This window comes from Thiorhodococcus minor, from assembly GCF_010820565.1.
Lineage (GTDB): Bacteria > Pseudomonadota > Gammaproteobacteria > Chromatiales > Chromatiaceae > Thiorhodococcus > Thiorhodococcus minor.
The window spans coordinates 72,952-91,260 of the sequence record NZ_JAAIJQ010000002.1 but is presented as its reverse complement, the minus strand read 5'-3'; the positions used below and the strand labels follow the sequence as shown (position 1 = coordinate 91,260).

The window sequence follows — 18,309 nt, the reverse complement described above, 5'->3', positions numbered from 1 at the left end:
AATTTGGATGCCGGACGCGAGCCCGAAGGATGAGAAGTGTGATGGAGATCGCGGGACCGACGGGCTCACGCAAAGAGGTATCGGCCCTTCGAAGGACGATCTGTGCGTCTCCGGCCCGCTAGCTGGAGCGATTCACTGCCCTTTCAGCAGACTGGGCATCGCGCTCGTCGAGGTGAAACGCCAAGCCGGACGATCGCGATCGCGGCTGGCCGTCCGTCAAAGATTCGACGCAGCGTCTCTGGCATCGCGCTCGAGTCCGAACTTGCGCATCCGCTCCACCAGCGTGGTGCGGCGCATCCCGAGCCGCCGCGCGGCCCGGGCGACCACGTAGTCATTCTGCTCGAGTGCCGAGATGATCATCCTGCGCTCGACCTCATTGAGGTACTCGCGCATCTCTGTCCCCTCGGGCGGCAGCATGTCATCCCCGATCCCGGGAAGCATCTGGCCCGCGGCCGTGGGCTCGACCTCCGCCTCGACCAGCGGCAGGGGCGCGACATCCGCGGGACGAAAACGCGTCGGTAGCTGCGGCAGATCGACGAGCTGGTCCGGATACATGATCGAGAGCTGCTCGAGCAGATTGGCCAGCTCGCGGATGTTGCCCGGCCAGGGATGCGCCTGGAGGTGGGCGAAGACGGCTGGGGTCAGATGCGCGGGCTGCCCGCCCTGCTCGCGCAGCCGCTCCTCGAGCGTCGCGGCCAGCAGCGGAATATCGCTCTCGCGCTCGCGCAGCGAGGGCAGCTCGATGGGAAAAACGTTGAGCCGGAAAAAGAGGTCCTGGCGAAAGTCCCCCGCGTCCACGGCCTCCTCCAGATTGCGGTGGGTGGCCGAAACGATCCGGGCGTTGGTCTGGATGGGCTTGTTCGAGCCCACCCGCTCGAAGGTGCGCTCCTGCAGCACGCGCAGCAGCTTCACCTGCATCGGCAAGGGCATGTCGCCAATCTCGTCGAGGAAGAGGACGCCATCCTCCGCCAGCTCGAACCGACCGGCCCGCGCCGTGAAGGCACCTGTGAAGGCGCCCTTCTCGTGACCGAAAAGCTCGCTCTCGAGGAGATCGCCCGGAATCGCCCCGCAGTTGACCGCCACGAATGGCTTGCCCGACCGAGTCGACGCCCGATGGATGGCTCGGGCGACCACTTCCTTCCCCGATCCAGTCTCCCCGAGGATAAGCACAGTTGCCTCCGTCTTCGCCACCTGAGCGATGAGGCGCTTGACGCCGCGCATCTTGGGGTGCTGCCCGACGAGGTCGATGTCGGCTTCCGGGTCGGACCCTGCCTCGAGCTGGAGACGCTGGAGGATCTGAATGACCGTGCCCGGAGAGAGCGGGGTCTCGACGACGAAGGCGCGGTGCTTCAGATCGAGAGAGCCGCCGTCAAGAGGTTGACACACGATGGGGAGCTTCTCGCGCATGGGAAGGGCGGCAAGAAGACCGGCGATCCGCGGCGCGGATTCGCATACCCAGAGTCCGGAGCACGTCTCTGCGGCAGTCTTGTCGATCGACTCCAGCTCCACGACCTCGCAGCCCAGAAACTCCAGGATGGATCGCGTTGCGAGCCTTGCGGGCCCCTGACCATAGAGACCTATTCTCATCACCTGATCGGATGCTCCTCTTCCCAGATTCACCTCACTCCCGCCGATGCGAGCGACTGCCCCCCGTGCGCTATTCGCACGCCGCGCCGCCGGACTCGGACCGCCAATCAGTTGCCGCCGCTCATACGCCGGCGCGCGACCTCTCTGCGGTGCATCCGGAAGACCCAGCGGCCCAGGGCATCGCGCAGCGTCGGGTCCGGAGAGCCCCAAGACGCACCCGCGGCACCCTCTCTGACGACGCGTGTCCCCAGCTCCAAGATCAGCGGCTGCGCCAGCCACTGACCGGGATAGAGCTGCACGCGCTCATCCCCGGCGCCCAAAACGCCGGCCGGCAGAACCATGCCCGCGCCGCTGATGAGCACCTCGGCGGGCTCTGGAATTCTGTCTGCAAGCAAAGAAGAGACCAAATCGGTAAGAAGATCGATCTTGAGCTCCAGCCGCTGAATCTCAGGCGCCGGCTCGTCCTTGGTATGCGCCGGCGGCCCTTCTTCGAGCACCGCAATCGCATCGAGCAGATGCGCCGCCGCATCGCCCGTCGTCGCGGGCCGATCGCATGGCGCGACGGGCAGATTCAAGCTCACCGCGAGGCTGTCGCCAAGGACGTCCCGCCATTCCTCGATGTTCATGCGCTCCCCGAGTCTCACCGCACAAGCCTAGTTGCTCGATGCTAACCCGCATGCCCGGGGTCGCAAAGCCGCAACGACCAGCGGCCACCCAGCACGCCCGGGCACATCTGCACCCAGTGGGCGCAGGCTCGCGCGCGCAGCCATGGACCGGACTGAGCCCGAAAACACCGGTCTTAGATAGGATATCGGTCTATTATGCTCGAAATCGAAGCTAACACGACACGTGAGGTGAGAGCATGCTCGCAAGTATCGAGAACGTCTACGAGCGCCTTGTCATGGAGTGCATCCGAGAGATCTTGGAGGATGGCGCGCTCGCTTCCGATCCCGACTATGCCGACGATCTGGCCTGTATCGCGCTGAACAGCCTGCCACCCAAGTACGTCCGCCACGCCGTGGATTTTGCCTCGCACCTCGACGACGAATCCCATGCGGCACTGCGCGCCGAAGCGGCGGACGCCGTCGGCAAGGCGATCGAAACCATCTCACGCCGCGCTGACGGGCGCTAGGCCCGGGCAGTGGGCAGTGGGCAGTGGGCAGTGGGCAGTGGGCAGTGGGCAGTGGGCAGTAGGGATTGTAGACCGCGCTGTTCGTGAAACCTCAGGATCAGGCCTCCGGCGCTGACTGAATGGCTCGCACCCGGCTCAGCTCAGGACCTTCTCCCCGAGCCGCTCGAGGCTGAGCTCGGCGAGACGGACCAAGTGCAGAAAGCGTTGGAAGCTGCGGGGGTCCAGCCCGCAGGCGGCGCCCCTGCGATCGGCGTAGACCACCCCCAAGGGCCGACCGCCGACCCGCAAGGGACAGGCGAAGAAACTGTCCGCCCCCGTCAGCTCGCGCACTGTCTGGGGCACTTGGCAATCGCATGTGGACGCGTTGTCGTCACACGCCCAAATGCCCTCGGCTTGCTCCAACAAGGCTGCGAAGAGCCCGGCTTCGGACATCGGCAGCATGAAGCGGTTGAAGCCTGGCTCGAAGTCCGTGCCGACCAGGTACTCGGCAACCAAGGCATCGCGCCTGGAATCCTGAAGGGCGACGACGCCGCGGTTCAGGCCGAGCCCGCGATGCAGCCCCCGGAGCAAGGCGGCAAACACAGTTTCGCGGTCCTCATGGAGCCTGTCACGGAGATCCCGCTCGGCTCGTGCATGGTCATCCGCCCGCGGCGCGAGACAGAAGAGACTCTCGCTCGCTGGTGCGGCCTCGCCGGCCTCCATGCCCAAGGGAGCGAGCGGATCTAGCGCATAGCCTGGCGCACTCTGGTTGAAGTCGTCGAGCACGCGATTGATCCGGTCTCGCAGCGCCGCGACGTCCAAGTCCAATAGACGCGCCACCAGCCGAAGGTCCTTGCCCTGCATGGGATTGTGCCAGCCAGCGCAGGCGTATCTGGCAATCTGCGTGGCCAGCATCACGCAAAGCGTCCGCGGGTGCTGGGCGTTGCGCGCGCGCATCGCCTCGCGGATCAGTAAGGGCAGCCCCCAAAGCCTGGCGAGGCGGTAGCCGATGGTCTCCAGACTCTCGCCGAGCGTCACGTACTCGACCTCGTGGGGGAAGGCGCTGCTGCGCTCCGCCATGTCGAGATAGCGCCCCATGCGGGCATCGCCATGGGCGATCAGGTAGCGCTCGCCCAGGTTGTTGAGCAGTGCGGCGAGGCTGATCTCGGACGGGAAGCGATCTCGATCCAGCTCGGCCCAATCCCGGGCCAGCAGCGCGGACAGGACCGCGCGCCCCCCGGTCTGCCGATAGGCCTGGATGCGCGGCCCGTCGGCGAGACTGTGCTCCGACGGGGCTTCGCTAGCCAGCCTCGCCAGGGTCTGGAGCCCGAGCATCTGAGCCGCCTCCTCCAGAGAGCTGAGCTCGAAGCTCGAGTGGCGACGCGGAACCGAATTCGCGCGCTGCAGCAGATGCAGCGCCAGCGCTGGGTCGCGCATCACCACATCGGTGATACGGCGCAGCGGGGCCTGCTCATCGCGAAGCACCTCGGCCAGGGCGAATGCCGTTTGCGACAGCACCGGAAGCTCATCCGGCCTGGCATTGGTCGTTAAACGCGCGAGCCAAGGCTCTCCCATCGTCCGGTGCCTCCACGGCGAATCGATTTCATGACGGCTGTCCCGACTTTGCCTCATCGGCCGACGCCGCGCCTGCTTTGCCGTTATCATCGGCCGAAGCGGGAATGCATGCGAGGCAGCGCCACACCGCTCGTCCGAGCATTGCGGATCGCATCGGCAGCCAAATCCGCGAACGGGGGCCAATCGCTTGAATCTGATCATTGGCTCGATCATCGTGCTGGTCGGGGTGCTTGGAGGCTTCGCCTTACAAGGCGGACACCTCATCTCACTGTGGCAGCCCTATGAGCTGATGATCATTCTAGGCGCCGCGGCCGGCGCCTTCATCATCGCCAATCCGATGAGCCTAGTGCTGCGCGTCATCAAGAGCACTCCCGCCATACTCGCCGGCGCCAAGTACAAGAAGGCGCACTACCTGGACGCGCTCGCCTTCATGTACGCGCTCTTCCATAAGGCACGCAAAGAAGGACTCATGGGCATCGAGTCCGATATCGAGGAGCCCGAGAGCAGCGCCCTGTTCGAAAAGTACCCGAGCACCCGGGCGAATCGCCACGCCGCCGAGTTCATCTGCGACTACATGCGGCTGGTGATCGCCGGCAATATGAATCCGTTCGAGCTGGACAACCTGATGGAGCTCGAGCTGACCGCCCACCACGAGGACGCCGAAGAGGCCTCGCACGCGGTGCAGCGGGTCGCCGACGCCCTGCCGGCATTCGGCATCGTGGCCGCCGTGCTGGGGATCGTGCACACCATGGCCGCCCTCGGCGGCCCTATCAACGAGATCGGCGGTCTGGTTGCGGCGGCCCTGGTGGGCACCTTCAGCGGCATCCTCATCGCCTATGGCTTCACCAGCCCCGTCGCAACCGTGCTCGCCCGGCTCGCGGCGGAAGAGACACGCTTCTTGGGCTGTCTCAAGGCCTGCATCCTGGCGAACGTCCAGGGCTACAGCCCGCAGATCGCGGTCGAGTTCGCTCGGAAGGCCATGCCGCCGGAGATCCGGCCGACCTTCGTCGAGCTCGAGGAGCACTTGCGCGAGACGCGCTAGAGGCAGCCGTGTCGCTCGACGAATCCAAACAGCCCATCGTCATCAAGCGCATCGTCAAGCGCGGCGGCCAAAATGGCGGTGCCTGGAAGATCGCCTTCGCCGACTTCGCCACTGCCATGATGGCCTTCTTCCTGCTCCTCTGGATCCTCGGCGCCACCACAGAGGCCCAGCGCGCGGCGATCTCGGAATACTTTCAAAATCCATCGATCTTCAGCGGACAGAGCCAGGCACCCTCCGAGCTGACGGGCGAGGGAACCGGCTCCAAGCCGTCGATCATCGAATTCGAGGGCGCCATCGGCATGGGAGAGGAAAGCGTGCCACCTCCGCCCTTCGAAGAGCCGGGCGCGGACGGCTCCACCAAGCCCGCCGGGCTGGAGATCGACCGTGCACAGGATGCCGCCCGTCTGCAGAGACTCGCGCAGATCCTCAATCAGGCGCTCGAGCGCAGCGAGACCTTCGCACCCTATAAAGACCAGCTGCTGATCGACATCACGCCCGAGGGCTTGCGGATTCAGATCGTCGACAAAGAGAACCGCTCCATGTTCGGTCTGGGCAGCGCCCAGCTCAAGCCCTATACCGCGGACATCCTGCGCGAGCTCGGGTCATTGATCAATCAGGTGCCCAATCGCATCAGCATCACAGGTCACACAGACGCGACGCCGCTGGCTGGGTTCAATTACAGCAACTGGGAGCTCTCCACGGATCGCGCCAATGCGGCACGCCGCGCCTTGGTCGCCGGAGGCATGCAGGAGGACAAGATCGGTCGCGTCGTCGGTCTTGCGTCCACGGCCCCCTTCGACGCAGCGGACCCGAGCAACCCGGTGAACCGGCGCATCAGCGTCATCGTCATGACCCGAGAGACCGACGACGCCATTCACCAGGAGACCAAGGCCATCGAGGACCTGACCGGCCGGGCCCCGCCCCCCGCGCCAATCCCCGACATCGCGCCCAATCTCCCCTAGCGGCCGAGCACCGCCCCACACCCCAGCACCGCAGCACCGCAGCACCGCAGCACCGCAGCGCGATCATCGCGCTCGCTTCCGTCGATAACTTGACGCGACGCCCAGTTTCCGCGCCCATTGGATCGCATCCCGCAACGGCCACGCCCGCTATCGCTCAGGCATGCAAGGCATCGAGCGCGCCGGCTCCGATCTTTGCACTAGCCTCATGGTCCGATTCCTGCTTAGAAGCGCATCGGATGGCCCGATGCAAGCGGGTCGAGGATCACCGGAACGGAAGGCCCATCATGTTCGAATCGATCGCCTTGGGCGTCGTCGCGACGCTGGAGCGTATGGACTCCACCATGGTCACGGGGATCTTCGTGGTCGTCATGCTGACGCTCTTCGCCGTGGCGCTGACCGCCATCTTCCTGCGGCGGGCGCCTGCCTTCTACCAGAGCACGCCGACGCTGCTGACGACGCTCGGCATTCTCGGGACCTTTCTGGGGATCGCGATCGGTCTCCTGGATTTCGATTCCACGCGCATCGAATACAGCATTCCGCTGCTCCTCGACGGCTTGAAGCTCGCGTTCACCACTAGCATCGTCGGGATCCTGCTCTCAGCGGCCCTGCGCCTGGTGCTGGTCACGCGGCGCGACGACAAGCAGCCCGAGGCGGCGCCAGGGGAGCGAGCCGCCGATGCGTCGGCCGACGCCAATCTCTTGACGCTTATCGCGCAGCAGGGCCAGGTGGCTGAGGCTCAGCTAACCGCCACGCTGCAGCTGTCCGATCGTCTCGGCCAGCTGGACGAGCGCCTGATCGACACCCTGGACCGCCATCACCAGAGCCATCTGGCAGAGATGCGGGGCTTTGCCGAGCAGCTCAGCGAGATGGGCTCGCGTCAGCTCATCGCGGCGCTCGAGTCCGTGATCCATGACTTCAACAGCAACCTCGGCGAGCAATTCGGGGAGAACTTCCGCCGCCTTGACGGCGCGGTCGAAAAGCTCCTGCAGTGGCAGGACGACTACCGCAGACACATGGAGGGGCTGGGAGAGCAGCTCGACCAGGCGATCGCGGGCGTTTCCAGCGCACAGACCAGTCTGCAGGCGCTGACCCAGCAGGCACGCCAGATCTCGACCCACGTCGAGGATCAGGAGGCCGCCATGCAGGCGCTCAAGCGCGAGACCATGGAGCTGGAGGCCGTGCTGGGCAGCATCGCCGAGCTGCGCGACCGGGCCAAGGAGGCCTTCCCGGCCATCGACCAGCGCCTCAGCGCCATGTTGGAGAGTATCGAGAACGCCGTGATTGCGGGCCTGAGCACCCAGCAGCGGCTCGGGCAGTACGGTGTCGAGGGGGCCTTCGGCGATGCCCGCAATGATCCACCCGCGAGGGCCCGGGCATGAAACCCATGATCGCGTCGCTGCGCGCCTCCGCCGCCCCAGCCGAGGAGGACAGCCATTGGCTGGTCGTCTCGGACCTCATGGCCACCCTGATGATGGTCTTTCTCTTTCTGGCGGTGCTGCACATGGCGCAGGTGGAGCGCACCCACCTCGTCGAGACCGAGGTCAGGACGACGGCCACCGAGTCCCGCCAAGCCATCTACCAGGCACTGGAGGACGAGTTCCGCGACGATCTGCCGCGTTGGCGGGCCGAGCTGGTCGAGCCGACCCTGACCCTGCGCTTCCGCGAGCCAGACGTGCTCTTCGACCGCAGCTCGGCGCGGATCAAGCCCGAGTTCGAGGCCATTCTCCGCGACTTCCTGCCGCGCTACCTCGCCCAGCTGCGTGCCTTCAAGGACGTCATTCGCGAGATCCGGATCGAGGGCCACACCTCCAGCGAGTGGAGCACCGACACCAGGCCCTTGCAGGCCTACTTTCTCAACATGGAGCTGAGCCAGCAGCGCACTCAGGCGGTGCTGAGATTCGCCTACGACCTGGAAGGCTTGGAGAAGGAGACCTGGTTCAGAGACCGCGTCGCCGCCGTCGGACTTTCCTCATCGCGCCTCGTCTACGACGCGAGTGGCGAAGAGGATGCGGAGGCATCCCGGCGCGTCGAGTTCAGCGTGCTGACGGACTTCGAGTCCAGGCTCTTGGAGCCGATCGAGCTGGACACCACGGCCAATCGGTTGGGGACCCCGCCAGAAGTCGGCGCCACGGGCGCTCGGCCCGATACGACGGCGGGCTGACGGCCTGAGCCGGCGGACGAAGGACGGGGTCCATCGGCTAGCTCAGTCGGCAAGCCCAGGATTCCTCAAGGACTCCACCGCAAGCACCTGATGCTGCCCCTTCTCGATCAGGTCCATGAGCAGCTCGGGCTGAACGCCAAGCCAGTCCAGGATCTGAGGCTCGACGGGCGGGGCGTCCTGGAGGTCGCGCGAGTCCAGCTCGGCGAGATGGGCAAGCGTATTGGCCACGTGGACCAGGGCGACAGGCGTCTTCAAATCCTCGGGCGCATCGAGCGGTGCATGGTGAAAACGCAAGCAGGCGCAGAGGCTATGCGGGAGCCCCCAATGCTCGGCGAGTGCTCCCCCGAGCTCGGCGTGGTCGAATCCCAGCTCAGAGCGCTCCGCCGCCTGGGGCGAGAGGGTCGATGGCTCGCTGAGACTGCTGAGGAAGGCCTGATGCGCCGCCTCCGGCTCCTGCGTGAAGAGGATCAAGAGCCCGAGGTCGTGCAGCAGACCGCCCAAGAAGACCGTGCCCGCGTCCGAGGGAGACTTCTCCTCCGCAAGCAGTCGCGCGATGGCCCCGCAATAGGAGGAGTGCCGCCAGAACAGCTCTAGGGGAAGCATCTCCTGAGTGGGCAGCTTCCCCGAGGCCTGCGTCAGGGCGCCCGCAATCACCAAGCGGCGGAGATTCTCACGGCCCAGCAGCATGATCGCGCGATCCACGGAATCCACGGTGCGCGCCGTGGCGAAGGCGGGGCTGTTGGCGAGCCTGAGAACGATGGCCACCAAGGCCGGATCTTGTGCTAGGAGCCTGGCAAGCTGAGCCTGGCTGCTGTTGGGATCGTCCAGGAGCCGCATGATCTCACCGACCACGCGCGGAATCGCCAGGAGCCGACCTGTGCTCTTGACCAGGGAATCCAAGGTTGGTTTCGACACGCGCCTTTGCTCCAAATCAGCCAAGCCATCGACCATTGCCCTTTGCCTAGGGTCATTTTCCCTGACCGACCAGCTTTCCTGACGCCGTCCGATCGACGGCGGCTCAATCAACTGCCGTTCGACCGACAGCCCTGCGATCGACACAGCGGCCCGGTAGCCCTAGCGGCAAACGCCAGCAGGCGCGCTCGCCAGCTTGCGGCTCCGAGGCATCCTTGGCAAGCCGCCTTGATTCCGGCAACTGAAGATGCCTGCCAATCCCAGCCTAGCGCCTCGGCCCGACTACGGAAAGCTGGGCATCGTCTAGAGCTCACCACCCATCAGTTTCAAAGCGAGTACGGTTTCTCGCTTGAGTTGAGCGTCAAGTTGTTGATTTGCCATTGCAGCTCGACAGCAAAATCGACCGCATCTGCAAGTCTGAAGAAAAGTGATAGGTGGTGAGTCGTCTAGAGATTGAACATCGACTTGAGGGATTCCAGCGTCTTGCCGCTCGATTCGAGCTCGGCAATCGAGTCCCCAGGCTGTGGCGGCACCAAGCCGAGGACACGGAAGGCGGGCACTTCGGCAGCACTCGGATGCTGCGCCCCCTCGCTCTGCAGTGCGGCCCAGCGCCCAACGATGGTGACGCTGGTGTAGTCGGGCGTCTCAGCCTCATAGGACCAGTTGTCGAAATTCTCCCCAACCGCGACCAAGTCGTCTCCGAGCCCCCAGTAGTTGATCACCAGTACCCCGGTAATACTGCTGAGCTTGCCGAGCAGTGACTGAATCGTCTGCATCTTCGGCTGGTGCTCGCGCAGCTCGACGAACTGGATGATGGGAACGGCGCCGATGCCAGCCACCAAGCCCGCCAAGAGGGCGCGATCGCGATCCAGTATCTTGAGGTGGTCCGCGATGACATAGCTGTAGGCCGAGGTCAGGACGCTATCCGTCCAGACGACCTCCATGGCCTCCTTGGTCACCGCGTTCTTGGCGAGAAAGCTCTGGCGCAGCGCCAAGTTGACGGCCAGCATGCGCGTATTGCGAAAGCCCAGACGGACCACTGCCTCACGAATCGACTTGATCTCCTTGGCTGCACGAAACAAGGGGCTGTTGGTCGCATGGAGCAGGGCGCCAGCAATGGTACCATCGGACTGGATGATCTCCGTCAGCTCGGCGATTCCCGCCTCCGGGTCGTTGGTCATCTCCTGGATCTTGAGCGCGACCTCCGGCCGCGCCGGCAGCACCAGGGTGTTGTTGCTGATGAGATGATAGATCTCGGAGAGGAACTCGCCCTCCTTGGGGTCGAGATCCATGTCGTCCACCTGCACGCCGCTCGACAGCAGCCGCTCCAGCTCGGCCCCCGGGATGCGAAAAACGATGCATGGAGTCTCGGTAACGAAACAGTCCTCCGCGTCAGGGGCGTCGCCGCAAAGATCCTCGGGCTCGCTGAGGCCCTGGAACGCCTGGAGGCGCTCAGCCACGCCATGCGAGAGACGCACGGCATGGCCATCCACCAAGAAGACGCGATCACCGTTCAGACCGGCGACCTTGACCCGCTTCTTGGCCCCGACCTCTTGAAAACGACACTTGGCGGCAAGCGCCTTGCGCGTGTCTTCAGGCAGATCTCGTGTGAGCTCGAGCTCAGCGAGCAACGCGATCTCGTCGGATGTTTGCTGCATGCTTGGCGTCCTTGGTCATTGGGCACTAGACGATATTGGATGATGCCCGACGACATCGCCTCCTTGATGCAGTCGGGCCGTCGGTGACTGTCCTCTAGTCTAGCAGCAAGGCCCACAAGGCTTGATCTCGGCAGGTCGGGGAAATCTCAGCTCTGTGAACGAGCCGACATCCTAGGAGCCCCGCAGTGGAGCGCGCTTGACCCCGGTCGGCGCCGCTCAGCCCCCGCGACGGTGCGCGAGCAGGACGTCCGCGGCTTCGCCCCGGGTCCCGTCCTCACGCGTGAAGCTCGAGGTCTGGGCAACTTGATCGTAGACGTCCAAGGCCTTGCGGGTGCTCTGATAGCCCAGCTCGATGGAGACCACCTTGGCATCGGTCAGGGTCTGCGTCACTTGAGTGCCATCGTCTCGGATCTGGAGGAGCCGCAGCTGGCTGAACACGCCATCGCTTGCGTCGATGCGCCCATCGCCATTGCCGTCATGCCGGGCGAGTGCATCGAAGCCGTTGGCTGCGCCAGTCTGGTCCCCGAACAGCTCGGTGCCATCGTCGATGCGACCGTTCTCGCTCCGATCGAGCGCCAGCAGCCAAGTGTCGCCAGCGACACTGCTCATCTGATCGAGCCGTCCGTCGCCGTCCAGATCGAAGGCGACCCCGTCGTCGAAGCCGGTCGTTTGGATCCCCCCGCCCCCTAGATCCAGCACGAGTGGGTCGCCCAGCTGTACCTCGGCTGCCTCCCCAATGCTGAAGTCGAGCGCGACGCGCGCTTGCTCGATCCTGCTGCGACTGGAGTCCAGCTCAGAGTCACCGACCCCAAGCGAGAAGCCCATCTCCAGGCTGGCGGACCACTCCCACGACAGACTGAGCTCGGCATCAAACTTCCCCTCCACTGCGACCGCCGCGCCGCGCGACGCATCGAGCTGCAATGACGCCGCCCCCGCCCTGACTTCCTCCATCGACTCGCCCTCGGGATGCCGCGTCCCCGAAGCGACCGCCGCTTGGTCGAGGGCGAAGGTCTTCCTGAGGATCTGGTAGTCGAGGTCCTGCTCCACCCGACGTGCGATATCCTCGGTCAGATCGACGACTTCGCCGCTCGAAGCCGGGAGACTGCCCTCAGCTCCCGATGCTGGCGGGCGCTGTCGATCCTGGGTGGCCGGATGTCGGTCCAGGCGCGAGATGGCTTCGCTGGAGGGCAGACCGCTGACGAGAGTGGGAGTTAGCATGATTTCACCTCTGCGGATCCCGTGACCTCGATCGCCTCAGCACGAGGCTCTCGCGGAATCGAATGCACCGACACCGAAGAGCGCCAGCTCGGACGACGACTCCGCATGCGCTCGGCGGGCAGCCTCATCCGGGTCCGGAAACGGCACCAGCTCCTGCCTCACTCGAGCCCCAGCTCACCCGTGAACTGGACGGCGACGCCCTCCTGGATCTCCCGCACGACGATAGCCTCCACCAGAGGCGGCTCTTCGCCCCCTCCCAGGAGCCCACAGACGCGGACCTGCACCCGCGTCCCGATCTCCGGCTTCGGGTGTCCGTTCAGGACCAGCAGCACGCCACCCTGACTCAGGTCTCCGGTGTGGGCAATGCGCACGGGCTCCCCCGCTTCATGCAGCTCCACCTCCACCTCCATGGGGAGGCGTGGGTGCTGCCTCCGATCCGAGTCGAAATTCGTCATCTGACTTTGGGCGAGCATCAGCCATCCAGCAGGGGGTGGCTGAAGTCCGCCAATGTCCAGAATTCACTGCCGCGCATGAAGCCAGGCTCGACCGCGTAGACCAGCTCTGATGCACGCCCCTTGGGATCGCGATCGATGACCCAGTGACTCGGCAGGCCATCGAGAAGATGCTCGCGCGCGATCTGGCCATCCTTCATCCGGCATAGCCGCACTTCGCCGGTTTCGAGGTGCCGAAACGCAGGCAGGAAGCCGGTCATCAGACCGCCGAACGTCAGTCGCCTTGGTGCATCGGAAGCTTGTACGGCGTCGACCTTGGAAATATCCCGATTGATCTGCATCGACTCGTCTCCTCGGTGAATTGCTGCTTGTAACGGCCCGCGCACAGCGAACTTGAGCGACGCCTCTGCGCTCGAGCTGAAGGTCAATCCTCTCCTGGAGGGGCGAGCAGAACTGTGAGGGACTTGGCATTCAAGAGTGCCCGCGAGCCGCTAGACTTGGTGAGAAGGTGCGAGAAGGCTTCTAGCGCAAGCCCGCCAGCGTCGCGAGCCTAGGCTCGAACGGTGCCAGATCCTCGCATCGCTAGTCGAGGGACAGTCTTCGGCTAGCCGCCATTCGCTCAGGCGCGCTGCGCCCGAGCGCGCCAACGGAGACCCTGATGGACGTTGCATCGACCACCGGACTCGCAAGCTACGCCAACGCGTCGGCAGGCAATCAAGCTGCTACCCAGGTTGGTGTCGCCATGCTCAACAAGGCGCTGGATACCCAAGCCGAGATGGCCACGGAGATGATTCAAGGCGTCACGGAAGTCACGGAAGCACTGCCGGAGAACGTCGGCCGGAACATCAATGTGACGGCATAGCGCCGTTTGGACGCGAGCGGCAAAGGCCGCTCGAGAGGTCAAAGGATACCGAGGCGGCTCGAGCGACGGGCGCTCCCTCAGGCAGGCTGCCCGCAGAGGGCCGGATGAAGCCTAGATGGTAGCGCGTCGCGCTGGCGGACCGCAGGCCTTCAATCAGCGCGCCCCATCAGAGCGTCGAGCAGAATCCGCGGGCGCTGTCGCGAATCGCCTCCCCTTGGACCACCTTCCCGCTTAGGCCACCGCGCGTAGCGCCCCCTCCGCCGGCTCCGCGAAGAGCTGGCCGATTCGACGCTCCAGTCGCGCCTGCCCTCCCCCGAGACTTCCGAGGGGCGTCACCCCAGCCTCCGCCTGCTCCGCGTCGCTCGCCGCTTCCCCGTCCGATTCCGCGGCCTGAGCGTCGTCGAGACCAAGATCGGCCATGTCCGCCTCAGACTCCGCCTGCTGCAGCTCCGCGAGCTGGCGCTGGGCTTCGATCTCCATGGCGCGCGCATCCGCGGCCACCCGACGGTCTTGCGTGGAAGGCTCGGCCGGGGCGAGTGCGGCGCGCAGCAGGGTACGCGCCTTTTCGAGGTTGGCCGCCGGATCGCCCGAGCCCATGGAGGTGTCGATTCCGACCTCGCCCCCAATGGCGTAGCGTTTGCCGTCAGGACCGACTTGGTAGCTATAGCTGGGCGCGCTGGTGACATATTGACCGCCGGCCGCGACATGCGCCTGCTCGTGCGCACGCACCTCCGCGTCACGCTGCTTCAGTAGCTCGACCTCGCGCTGCTCGTCCTGGCTAAGCTCCTGCTCAGTCGAGGCCGACTCGGAGGCGGAGGCGGAGCCGACCCTTTTGCTGTCTTCCTGCTCACCGTCCTCCCCGGCAGGCGCGCTCGCGGGATCGAGCGCAGCCCCTTCGGAGGGCTCCTCGGCGACGGAGGCGCCAACGCGACCCTGCGCGCCATCTGCGCGCATGGGCGGGTAGGGAGCACTGCTGATTGTGGAGTGGATCTGCATTGGGCGGCCGTCCCAACTTTCCTGGCTGCAAGTCTAGCTCTTGGGAATTGGTCAAGTCGATCTGGACGCCTACTTTGTGAACCGCGACACAAAGCCATCGCTGGCCCAAGCACGGCTGCGCCGCGATAATCCCACGCCATGAGATTCGAGCCCATCGGAATCCTTCGCTCACCCTACACGGACAAGTTCGGCATTCCGCGGCAGCCCGGGTTAGTAACGGCCGCCGAAGGCAGGATCGAGCTCTTTCCGCCCTACGCACGACGGGAGGCCTTCAAGGGACTCGAAGGCTTCTCGCACGTTTGGGTGATCTTTCTGTTCCACCAGGACTGTGTCACCGCCGGCTGGCGGCCGACCGTCAGACCGCCGCGCCTGGGCGGACGTGAGTCTGTCGGGGTATTCGCGAGCCGAGCGCCCTATCGCCCGAATCCGATTGGCATCTCGGCCGTGGAGCATCTTGGCCTCATCGACGGCAAGCGCGGATTGTCGCTGCGAATTCGCGGCATGGACATGCTCGACGGCACGCCAGTGCTGGATATCAAACCCTATGTCCCCTATGCGGATGCGCTGCCACAGGCCGCGTCCGGATTCGCCACGCCGCCAGAGATGACTGGAGTCGACGTCGAATTCTCGGCAGCGGCGATGCAAAGGCTGCGCGCCTTGGATCCCGCGGGCGAGCGCGGCCTGGTGGAGCTGATAAAGCAGGTCCTAGCCCAGGATCCGAGACCCGGATACATGGACCGCTATCCACAGCGAACGGACTTTGGACTCAGCCTTTACGAGCTGAACATTCGATGGCGATTGAAGGATGGGAGGATCGAGGTGACGCGTGTCGAGACTGATTAGAGACAGCGGGCTTCTCCGCCTAGATGGAGCAGTCAGCTTCCAGCCACCCCCCCAGCAGAGGAAAATCATACAGTTGCCGGATTTTTTCGGCCGACCAGCCGCTCATCCGTTGGCTGAGTCAGAGAAGACCTGAAAGCAGCCCCAAAACAAAGCTTTGAGCTGGCTGCTGGTGGCTGACAGCTCTTCTTAGGCTCAAGCCTGTTTGCCGATTCTCGACGTATGCGGACCAGGATAGACCTCCCCGAGGGCCTGATGGGAGGACGGCCAGATCCCGCCCCGCAACCCTGGCCGCTCGACGACGACCGCCCTACCGGCTCGACCTTTCGACCGCTCGCGCCTCGATGGGCCGGTAGGCGCGCTCATTGGCGCTCAATCGTCAGGGCATAGGGCGCTACCTCGTCCCGTCGCGCCATGGCTCGCGGCTGAAAAGGACGGATCACATAGGTGGCGTCGGATTCCGTCTTGATCCGGGCCTCGCGTCCCTCGACCTCGCCTCGAAAGACGGCGGCGCCAGTCGCGTCGGCCGCGTCGTGGATATTGAAGTAGGCACTGTTGCTGGGGCTATCCAATGCAACCACCAGCGTCTGGCCGGAGGCAACCGGGACCGCATAGGCCGGACTCGCATAGCCGGCGATCTCGCCGATCTGGCGCATGCGCCCAACAGTGGGAAAGCTCAGCACCTCGAGCCTTTCATCGGGAGACAGGAGCTGCTGGACCGCAAGGGTATCAACGGCGGGCAAGGCAGTGGAATTTGCTATCGATGAGGTACCGCCCCCACCGCAGGCAAGGAGTCCAACAGCCATCGAAGCGAAGAAAAGGGCTCGGGAAAAGCGCATGCGGAAAATCCTCGTTTTCGCTCGCATTGTTGAAGCGCCGAGTCGTTTTTGAGGCACTGAGTCGTTGCGCCTCGCTCGCGGCGCAAGAATGGCTCGACGTCTTAGACGACAGTCAGTCGTTGCAAATGCGGGAGTCGCAAGATCGCACCTGCCCGACGCGCATCTGACTCATCGCAGAAGCGGGATCGAGTCAGCATCGCATTTGGACGTGACGGATCATGGAGCCCAAACGTCTCGCTAGAGGTCTCGCCCAGGCTCGTCAACTCTTGGGAAGTGTCCGTCAACTGCCTCCCGCTGTTCTGGTCACGAAGCTCCTGCTTCGTGACCTCGGCGACGAAGCGCTGCTTCACGACGCCGAGCGCTTCCGACCCCTGCACCAGGCCAAAAGCAGGACTTACCCTCAGACTCGCGAAGCGGAGCTTCGTCTCACGGGTGACGCAGCTCCAGCTGCGTCACCAGAGACCCAGATCGGAAAACAAAACATGGACAGCTCCTTGGTTGCCTCGATCACCCGGCGCGAAAGTGTCGGATCAACGCGCCGGAACTTCAACCTCAGGCTCGCAGCCAAGCCAATGCGCTCGAGGTAGAACAGTCGCGAACGGCGACACCCGGCCTCCCCAGAGACCCTGTCCCCTGTCCCCACCTCAGTCGCTAACGTCGAGAGCCCCCTCGGCCCATTCCTGCAGGGCACGAAGAATCGCCAGCTTAGCGGGATCTTCCGCATGGGCTTCGGCCAAGGTCATGAGCCGCTCCTCGAAGGCGTCCAATTGGATGCTCGCCCCGCCGCCAGGCTCGGTCAACCGGGTCAGCCTGAAGGCATCCCAGTCGTCACGCTCCTCGGACGTCAAGGTCTCGGGCCAGTTCCTGGCACGATAGCGAAACAGCATCTCCGGCAGACGTCGATCCTCGAAGGCTGGCGGGGAGCTGGCGAGATCGCTCGGGGCCGACTGACGCACGGCTGCGATGGCGCGCCGATCCCGATCGGAGAAGAAACCGCCGGAGTAGAGCATCAGATCGGGATCCGTCTCGACGAGCGGACGCGGGGCTTGGTGGACGGCCTGCACCCGGTCGCGAATCGGCTCGGCATTGGACAGGATAGCGCGAGCATGCCTGGCCACCGCGTCCGGATGGATCCGCCAGCGCTCCGCGGCCTCGGAGGACAAGGTCGGCATCGGCGCAAGCACTGGGGCACGATTCACATGGATCGTCTTGAGCGGGATTCTCTCGATACCTTCGGGCAGCTCGCCCGATGGGGTGAAGAGCCGCTCGCGCATCTCATCGACGCCTAGCTCGAGGAGCATCGCCGGATCGGCACGCAGATCGAAGCAGATGACTCCGTTCGAATTGGTCGGGTGAGGAGCGAGCGGGAAGACCGGCGCGATGCAGCCGAGCGCCGCCGGGTAGCGCGCCGACACGTGGAGGAGCGGGCGGCGCTTTTCGAGCAGCTCGCGGACCCGCCATTTGTCCCTCAGGGTCAGTGCATAGTCGAACAGTTTGGGCTGCGCGCGCCTGAGCAGTCGCGCCATCGCAATGGTCGCGCGCACGTCGGCAAGCGCATCATGTGCCTGCCCGTGCTCGATCCCGTTGGCTGCGGTGAGGTGCTCCAGCCTGAACGACGCCGTGCCGTCGTCGTGCGTCGGCCAGTCGATCCCTTGCGGCCGCAGGGCATGTGCGAGCCTGAGCACATCGATGAGGTCCCAGCGCGAATTGCCGTTCTGCCATTCTCGGGCGTAGGGGTCGAAGAAGTTGCGGTAGAAGAGGTTGCGCGAGACCTCGTCGTCGAACCTCATGCTGTTGTAGCCGACGCCACAGGTCCCGGGTCGGCTGAGCTCGGCGTGAACGGCGGCGGCGAAGTCGGCCTCGATGCCCCCCTCTCGCGTCGCGAGCTGGGGCGTGATCCCTGTGATCAGACAGGCATCAGGGTGCGGCAGCACATCCAAGCTCGGACGGCAATAGAGAAGGAGTGGATCACCGACCTCTTGGAGGTCGGCATCGGTGCGCAGCCCAGCGAACTGGCAGGGGCGATCGCGGCGCGGATCCGCCCCCCAGGTCTCGTAGTCGTGCCAGTAGAAGGTCTGAGGCACGTGCTTGGCA

General features: G+C 64.9%; 18 protein-coding genes. 7 read left to right on the top strand and 11 right to left on the bottom strand.

Annotation, left to right across the window (positions count from 1 at the left end):
• Positions 1-216: 216 nt before the first annotated feature.
• The gene (locus G3446_RS01050) at positions 217-1,587 is read right to left on the bottom strand and encodes a sigma-54 interaction domain-containing protein (RefSeq protein ID WP_164450601.1); all 1,371 of its coding nucleotides are present in this window, start codon (positions 1,585-1,587) and stop codon (positions 217-219) included.
• Positions 1,588-1,694: 107 nt separating this feature from the next.
• Complete coding sequence (locus G3446_RS01045) at positions 1,695-2,213, bottom strand: PilZ domain-containing protein (protein ID WP_164450532.1); 519 nt, start codon at positions 2,211-2,213, stop codon at positions 1,695-1,697.
• A gap of 236 nt (positions 2,214-2,449) precedes the next feature.
• Here G3446_RS01045 and G3446_RS01040 point away from each other — a divergent pair, with 236 nt between their 5' ends.
• Positions 2,450-2,719, top strand: coding sequence for a late competence development ComFB family protein (locus G3446_RS01040; RefSeq protein ID WP_164450531.1), 270 nt, complete (start codon positions 2,450-2,452; stop codon positions 2,717-2,719).
• A 135-nt stretch (positions 2,720-2,854) separates the two neighbouring features.
• Here the strand turns inward: G3446_RS01040 and G3446_RS01035 are convergent, their stop codons facing one another.
• The gene (locus tag G3446_RS01035; RefSeq protein ID WP_164450530.1) at positions 2,855-4,273 is read right to left on the bottom strand and encodes an HDOD domain-containing protein; all 1,419 of its coding nucleotides are present in this window, start codon (positions 4,271-4,273) and stop codon (positions 2,855-2,857) included.
• 187 nt (positions 4,274-4,460) lie between these two features.
• On the opposite strand from G3446_RS01035, the gene motA reads away from it, so the two are divergent.
• The 4 genes from motA to G3446_RS01015 all read left to right on the top strand — a co-directional run bounded on the left by motA (position 4,461) and on the right by G3446_RS01015 (position 8,438).
• Positions 4,461-5,315, top strand: a complete 855-nt coding sequence (motA, locus tag G3446_RS01030; protein ID WP_164450529.1) for a flagellar motor stator protein MotA — start codon at positions 4,461-4,463, stop codon at positions 5,313-5,315.
• Positions 5,316-5,323: 8 nt separating this feature from the next.
• Positions 5,324-6,277, top strand: coding sequence for a flagellar motor protein MotB (gene motB / locus G3446_RS01025; RefSeq protein ID WP_164450528.1), 954 nt, complete (start codon positions 5,324-5,326; stop codon positions 6,275-6,277).
• 284 nt (positions 6,278-6,561) lie between these two features.
• Positions 6,562-7,656, top strand: coding sequence for a hypothetical protein (locus tag G3446_RS01020; protein WP_245232229.1), 1,095 nt, complete (start codon positions 6,562-6,564; stop codon positions 7,654-7,656).
• Positions 7,653-8,438 carry an OmpA/MotB family protein gene (locus G3446_RS01015; protein ID WP_164450527.1) on the top strand — a complete coding sequence of 262 codons (786 nt, stop codon included), beginning with the start codon at positions 7,653-7,655 and terminating at the stop codon, positions 8,436-8,438. Before G3446_RS01020 ends, G3446_RS01015 begins: the two co-directional genes overlap by 4 nt.
• Before the next feature lie 42 nt (positions 8,439-8,480).
• On the opposite strand, the gene G3446_RS01010 is transcribed toward G3446_RS01015, so the two are convergent.
• From G3446_RS01010 to G3446_RS00990, 5 genes are all read right to left on the bottom strand, one after another.
• Positions 8,481-9,389, bottom strand: a complete 909-nt coding sequence (locus G3446_RS01010) for an HDOD domain-containing protein (protein ID WP_164450526.1) — start codon at positions 9,387-9,389, stop codon at positions 8,481-8,483.
• A gap of 407 nt (positions 9,390-9,796) precedes the next feature.
• The gene (locus G3446_RS01005; protein ID WP_164450525.1) at positions 9,797-11,008 is read right to left on the bottom strand and encodes an HDOD domain-containing protein; all 1,212 of its coding nucleotides are present in this window, start codon (positions 11,006-11,008) and stop codon (positions 9,797-9,799) included.
• Positions 11,009-11,224: 216 nt separating this feature from the next.
• A complete protein-coding gene (locus G3446_RS01000) occupies positions 11,225-12,226 on the bottom strand; it encodes a hypothetical protein (RefSeq protein ID WP_164450524.1) in 1,002 nt (333 codons plus the stop codon).
• Between the two features lie 158 nt (positions 12,227-12,384).
• A complete protein-coding gene (locus tag G3446_RS00995; RefSeq protein ID WP_245232228.1) occupies positions 12,385-12,699 on the bottom strand; it encodes a PilZ domain-containing protein in 315 nt (104 codons plus the stop codon).
• Complete coding sequence (locus G3446_RS00990; RefSeq protein WP_164450523.1) at positions 12,699-13,019, bottom strand: hypothetical protein; 321 nt, start codon at positions 13,017-13,019, stop codon at positions 12,699-12,701. Before G3446_RS00990 ends, G3446_RS00995 begins: the two co-directional genes overlap by 1 nt.
• A gap of 317 nt (positions 13,020-13,336) precedes the next feature.
• Between G3446_RS00990 and G3446_RS00985 the strand changes: the two genes are divergently transcribed.
• A complete protein-coding gene (locus G3446_RS00985; protein WP_164450522.1) occupies positions 13,337-13,540 on the top strand; it encodes a YjfB family protein in 204 nt (67 codons plus the stop codon).
• Between the two features lie 231 nt (positions 13,541-13,771).
• Here G3446_RS00985 and G3446_RS00980 read toward each other — a convergent pair whose 3' ends face one another.
• Complete coding sequence (locus G3446_RS00980) at positions 13,772-14,536, bottom strand: putative metalloprotease CJM1_0395 family protein (RefSeq protein WP_164450521.1); 765 nt, start codon at positions 14,534-14,536, stop codon at positions 13,772-13,774.
• Positions 14,537-14,674: 138 nt separating this feature from the next.
• Between G3446_RS00980 and tsaA the strand changes: the two genes are divergently transcribed.
• Entirely contained in the window at positions 14,675-15,379 is a 705-nt protein-coding gene (gene tsaA, locus G3446_RS00975; protein WP_164450520.1) for a tRNA (N6-threonylcarbamoyladenosine(37)-N6)-methyltransferase TrmO, read from the top strand.
• A gap of 359 nt (positions 15,380-15,738) precedes the next feature.
• On the opposite strand, the gene G3446_RS00970 is transcribed toward tsaA, so the two are convergent.
• Entirely contained in the window at positions 15,739-16,119 is a 381-nt protein-coding gene (locus G3446_RS00970) for a hypothetical protein (protein WP_164450519.1), read from the bottom strand.
• Between the two features lie 740 nt (positions 16,120-16,859).
• The gene (gene sbcB, locus G3446_RS00965; RefSeq protein ID WP_164450518.1) at positions 16,860-18,299 is read right to left on the bottom strand and encodes an exodeoxyribonuclease I; all 1,440 of its coding nucleotides are present in this window, start codon (positions 18,297-18,299) and stop codon (positions 16,860-16,862) included.
• Between the last annotated feature and the right edge of the window lie 10 nt (positions 18,300-18,309).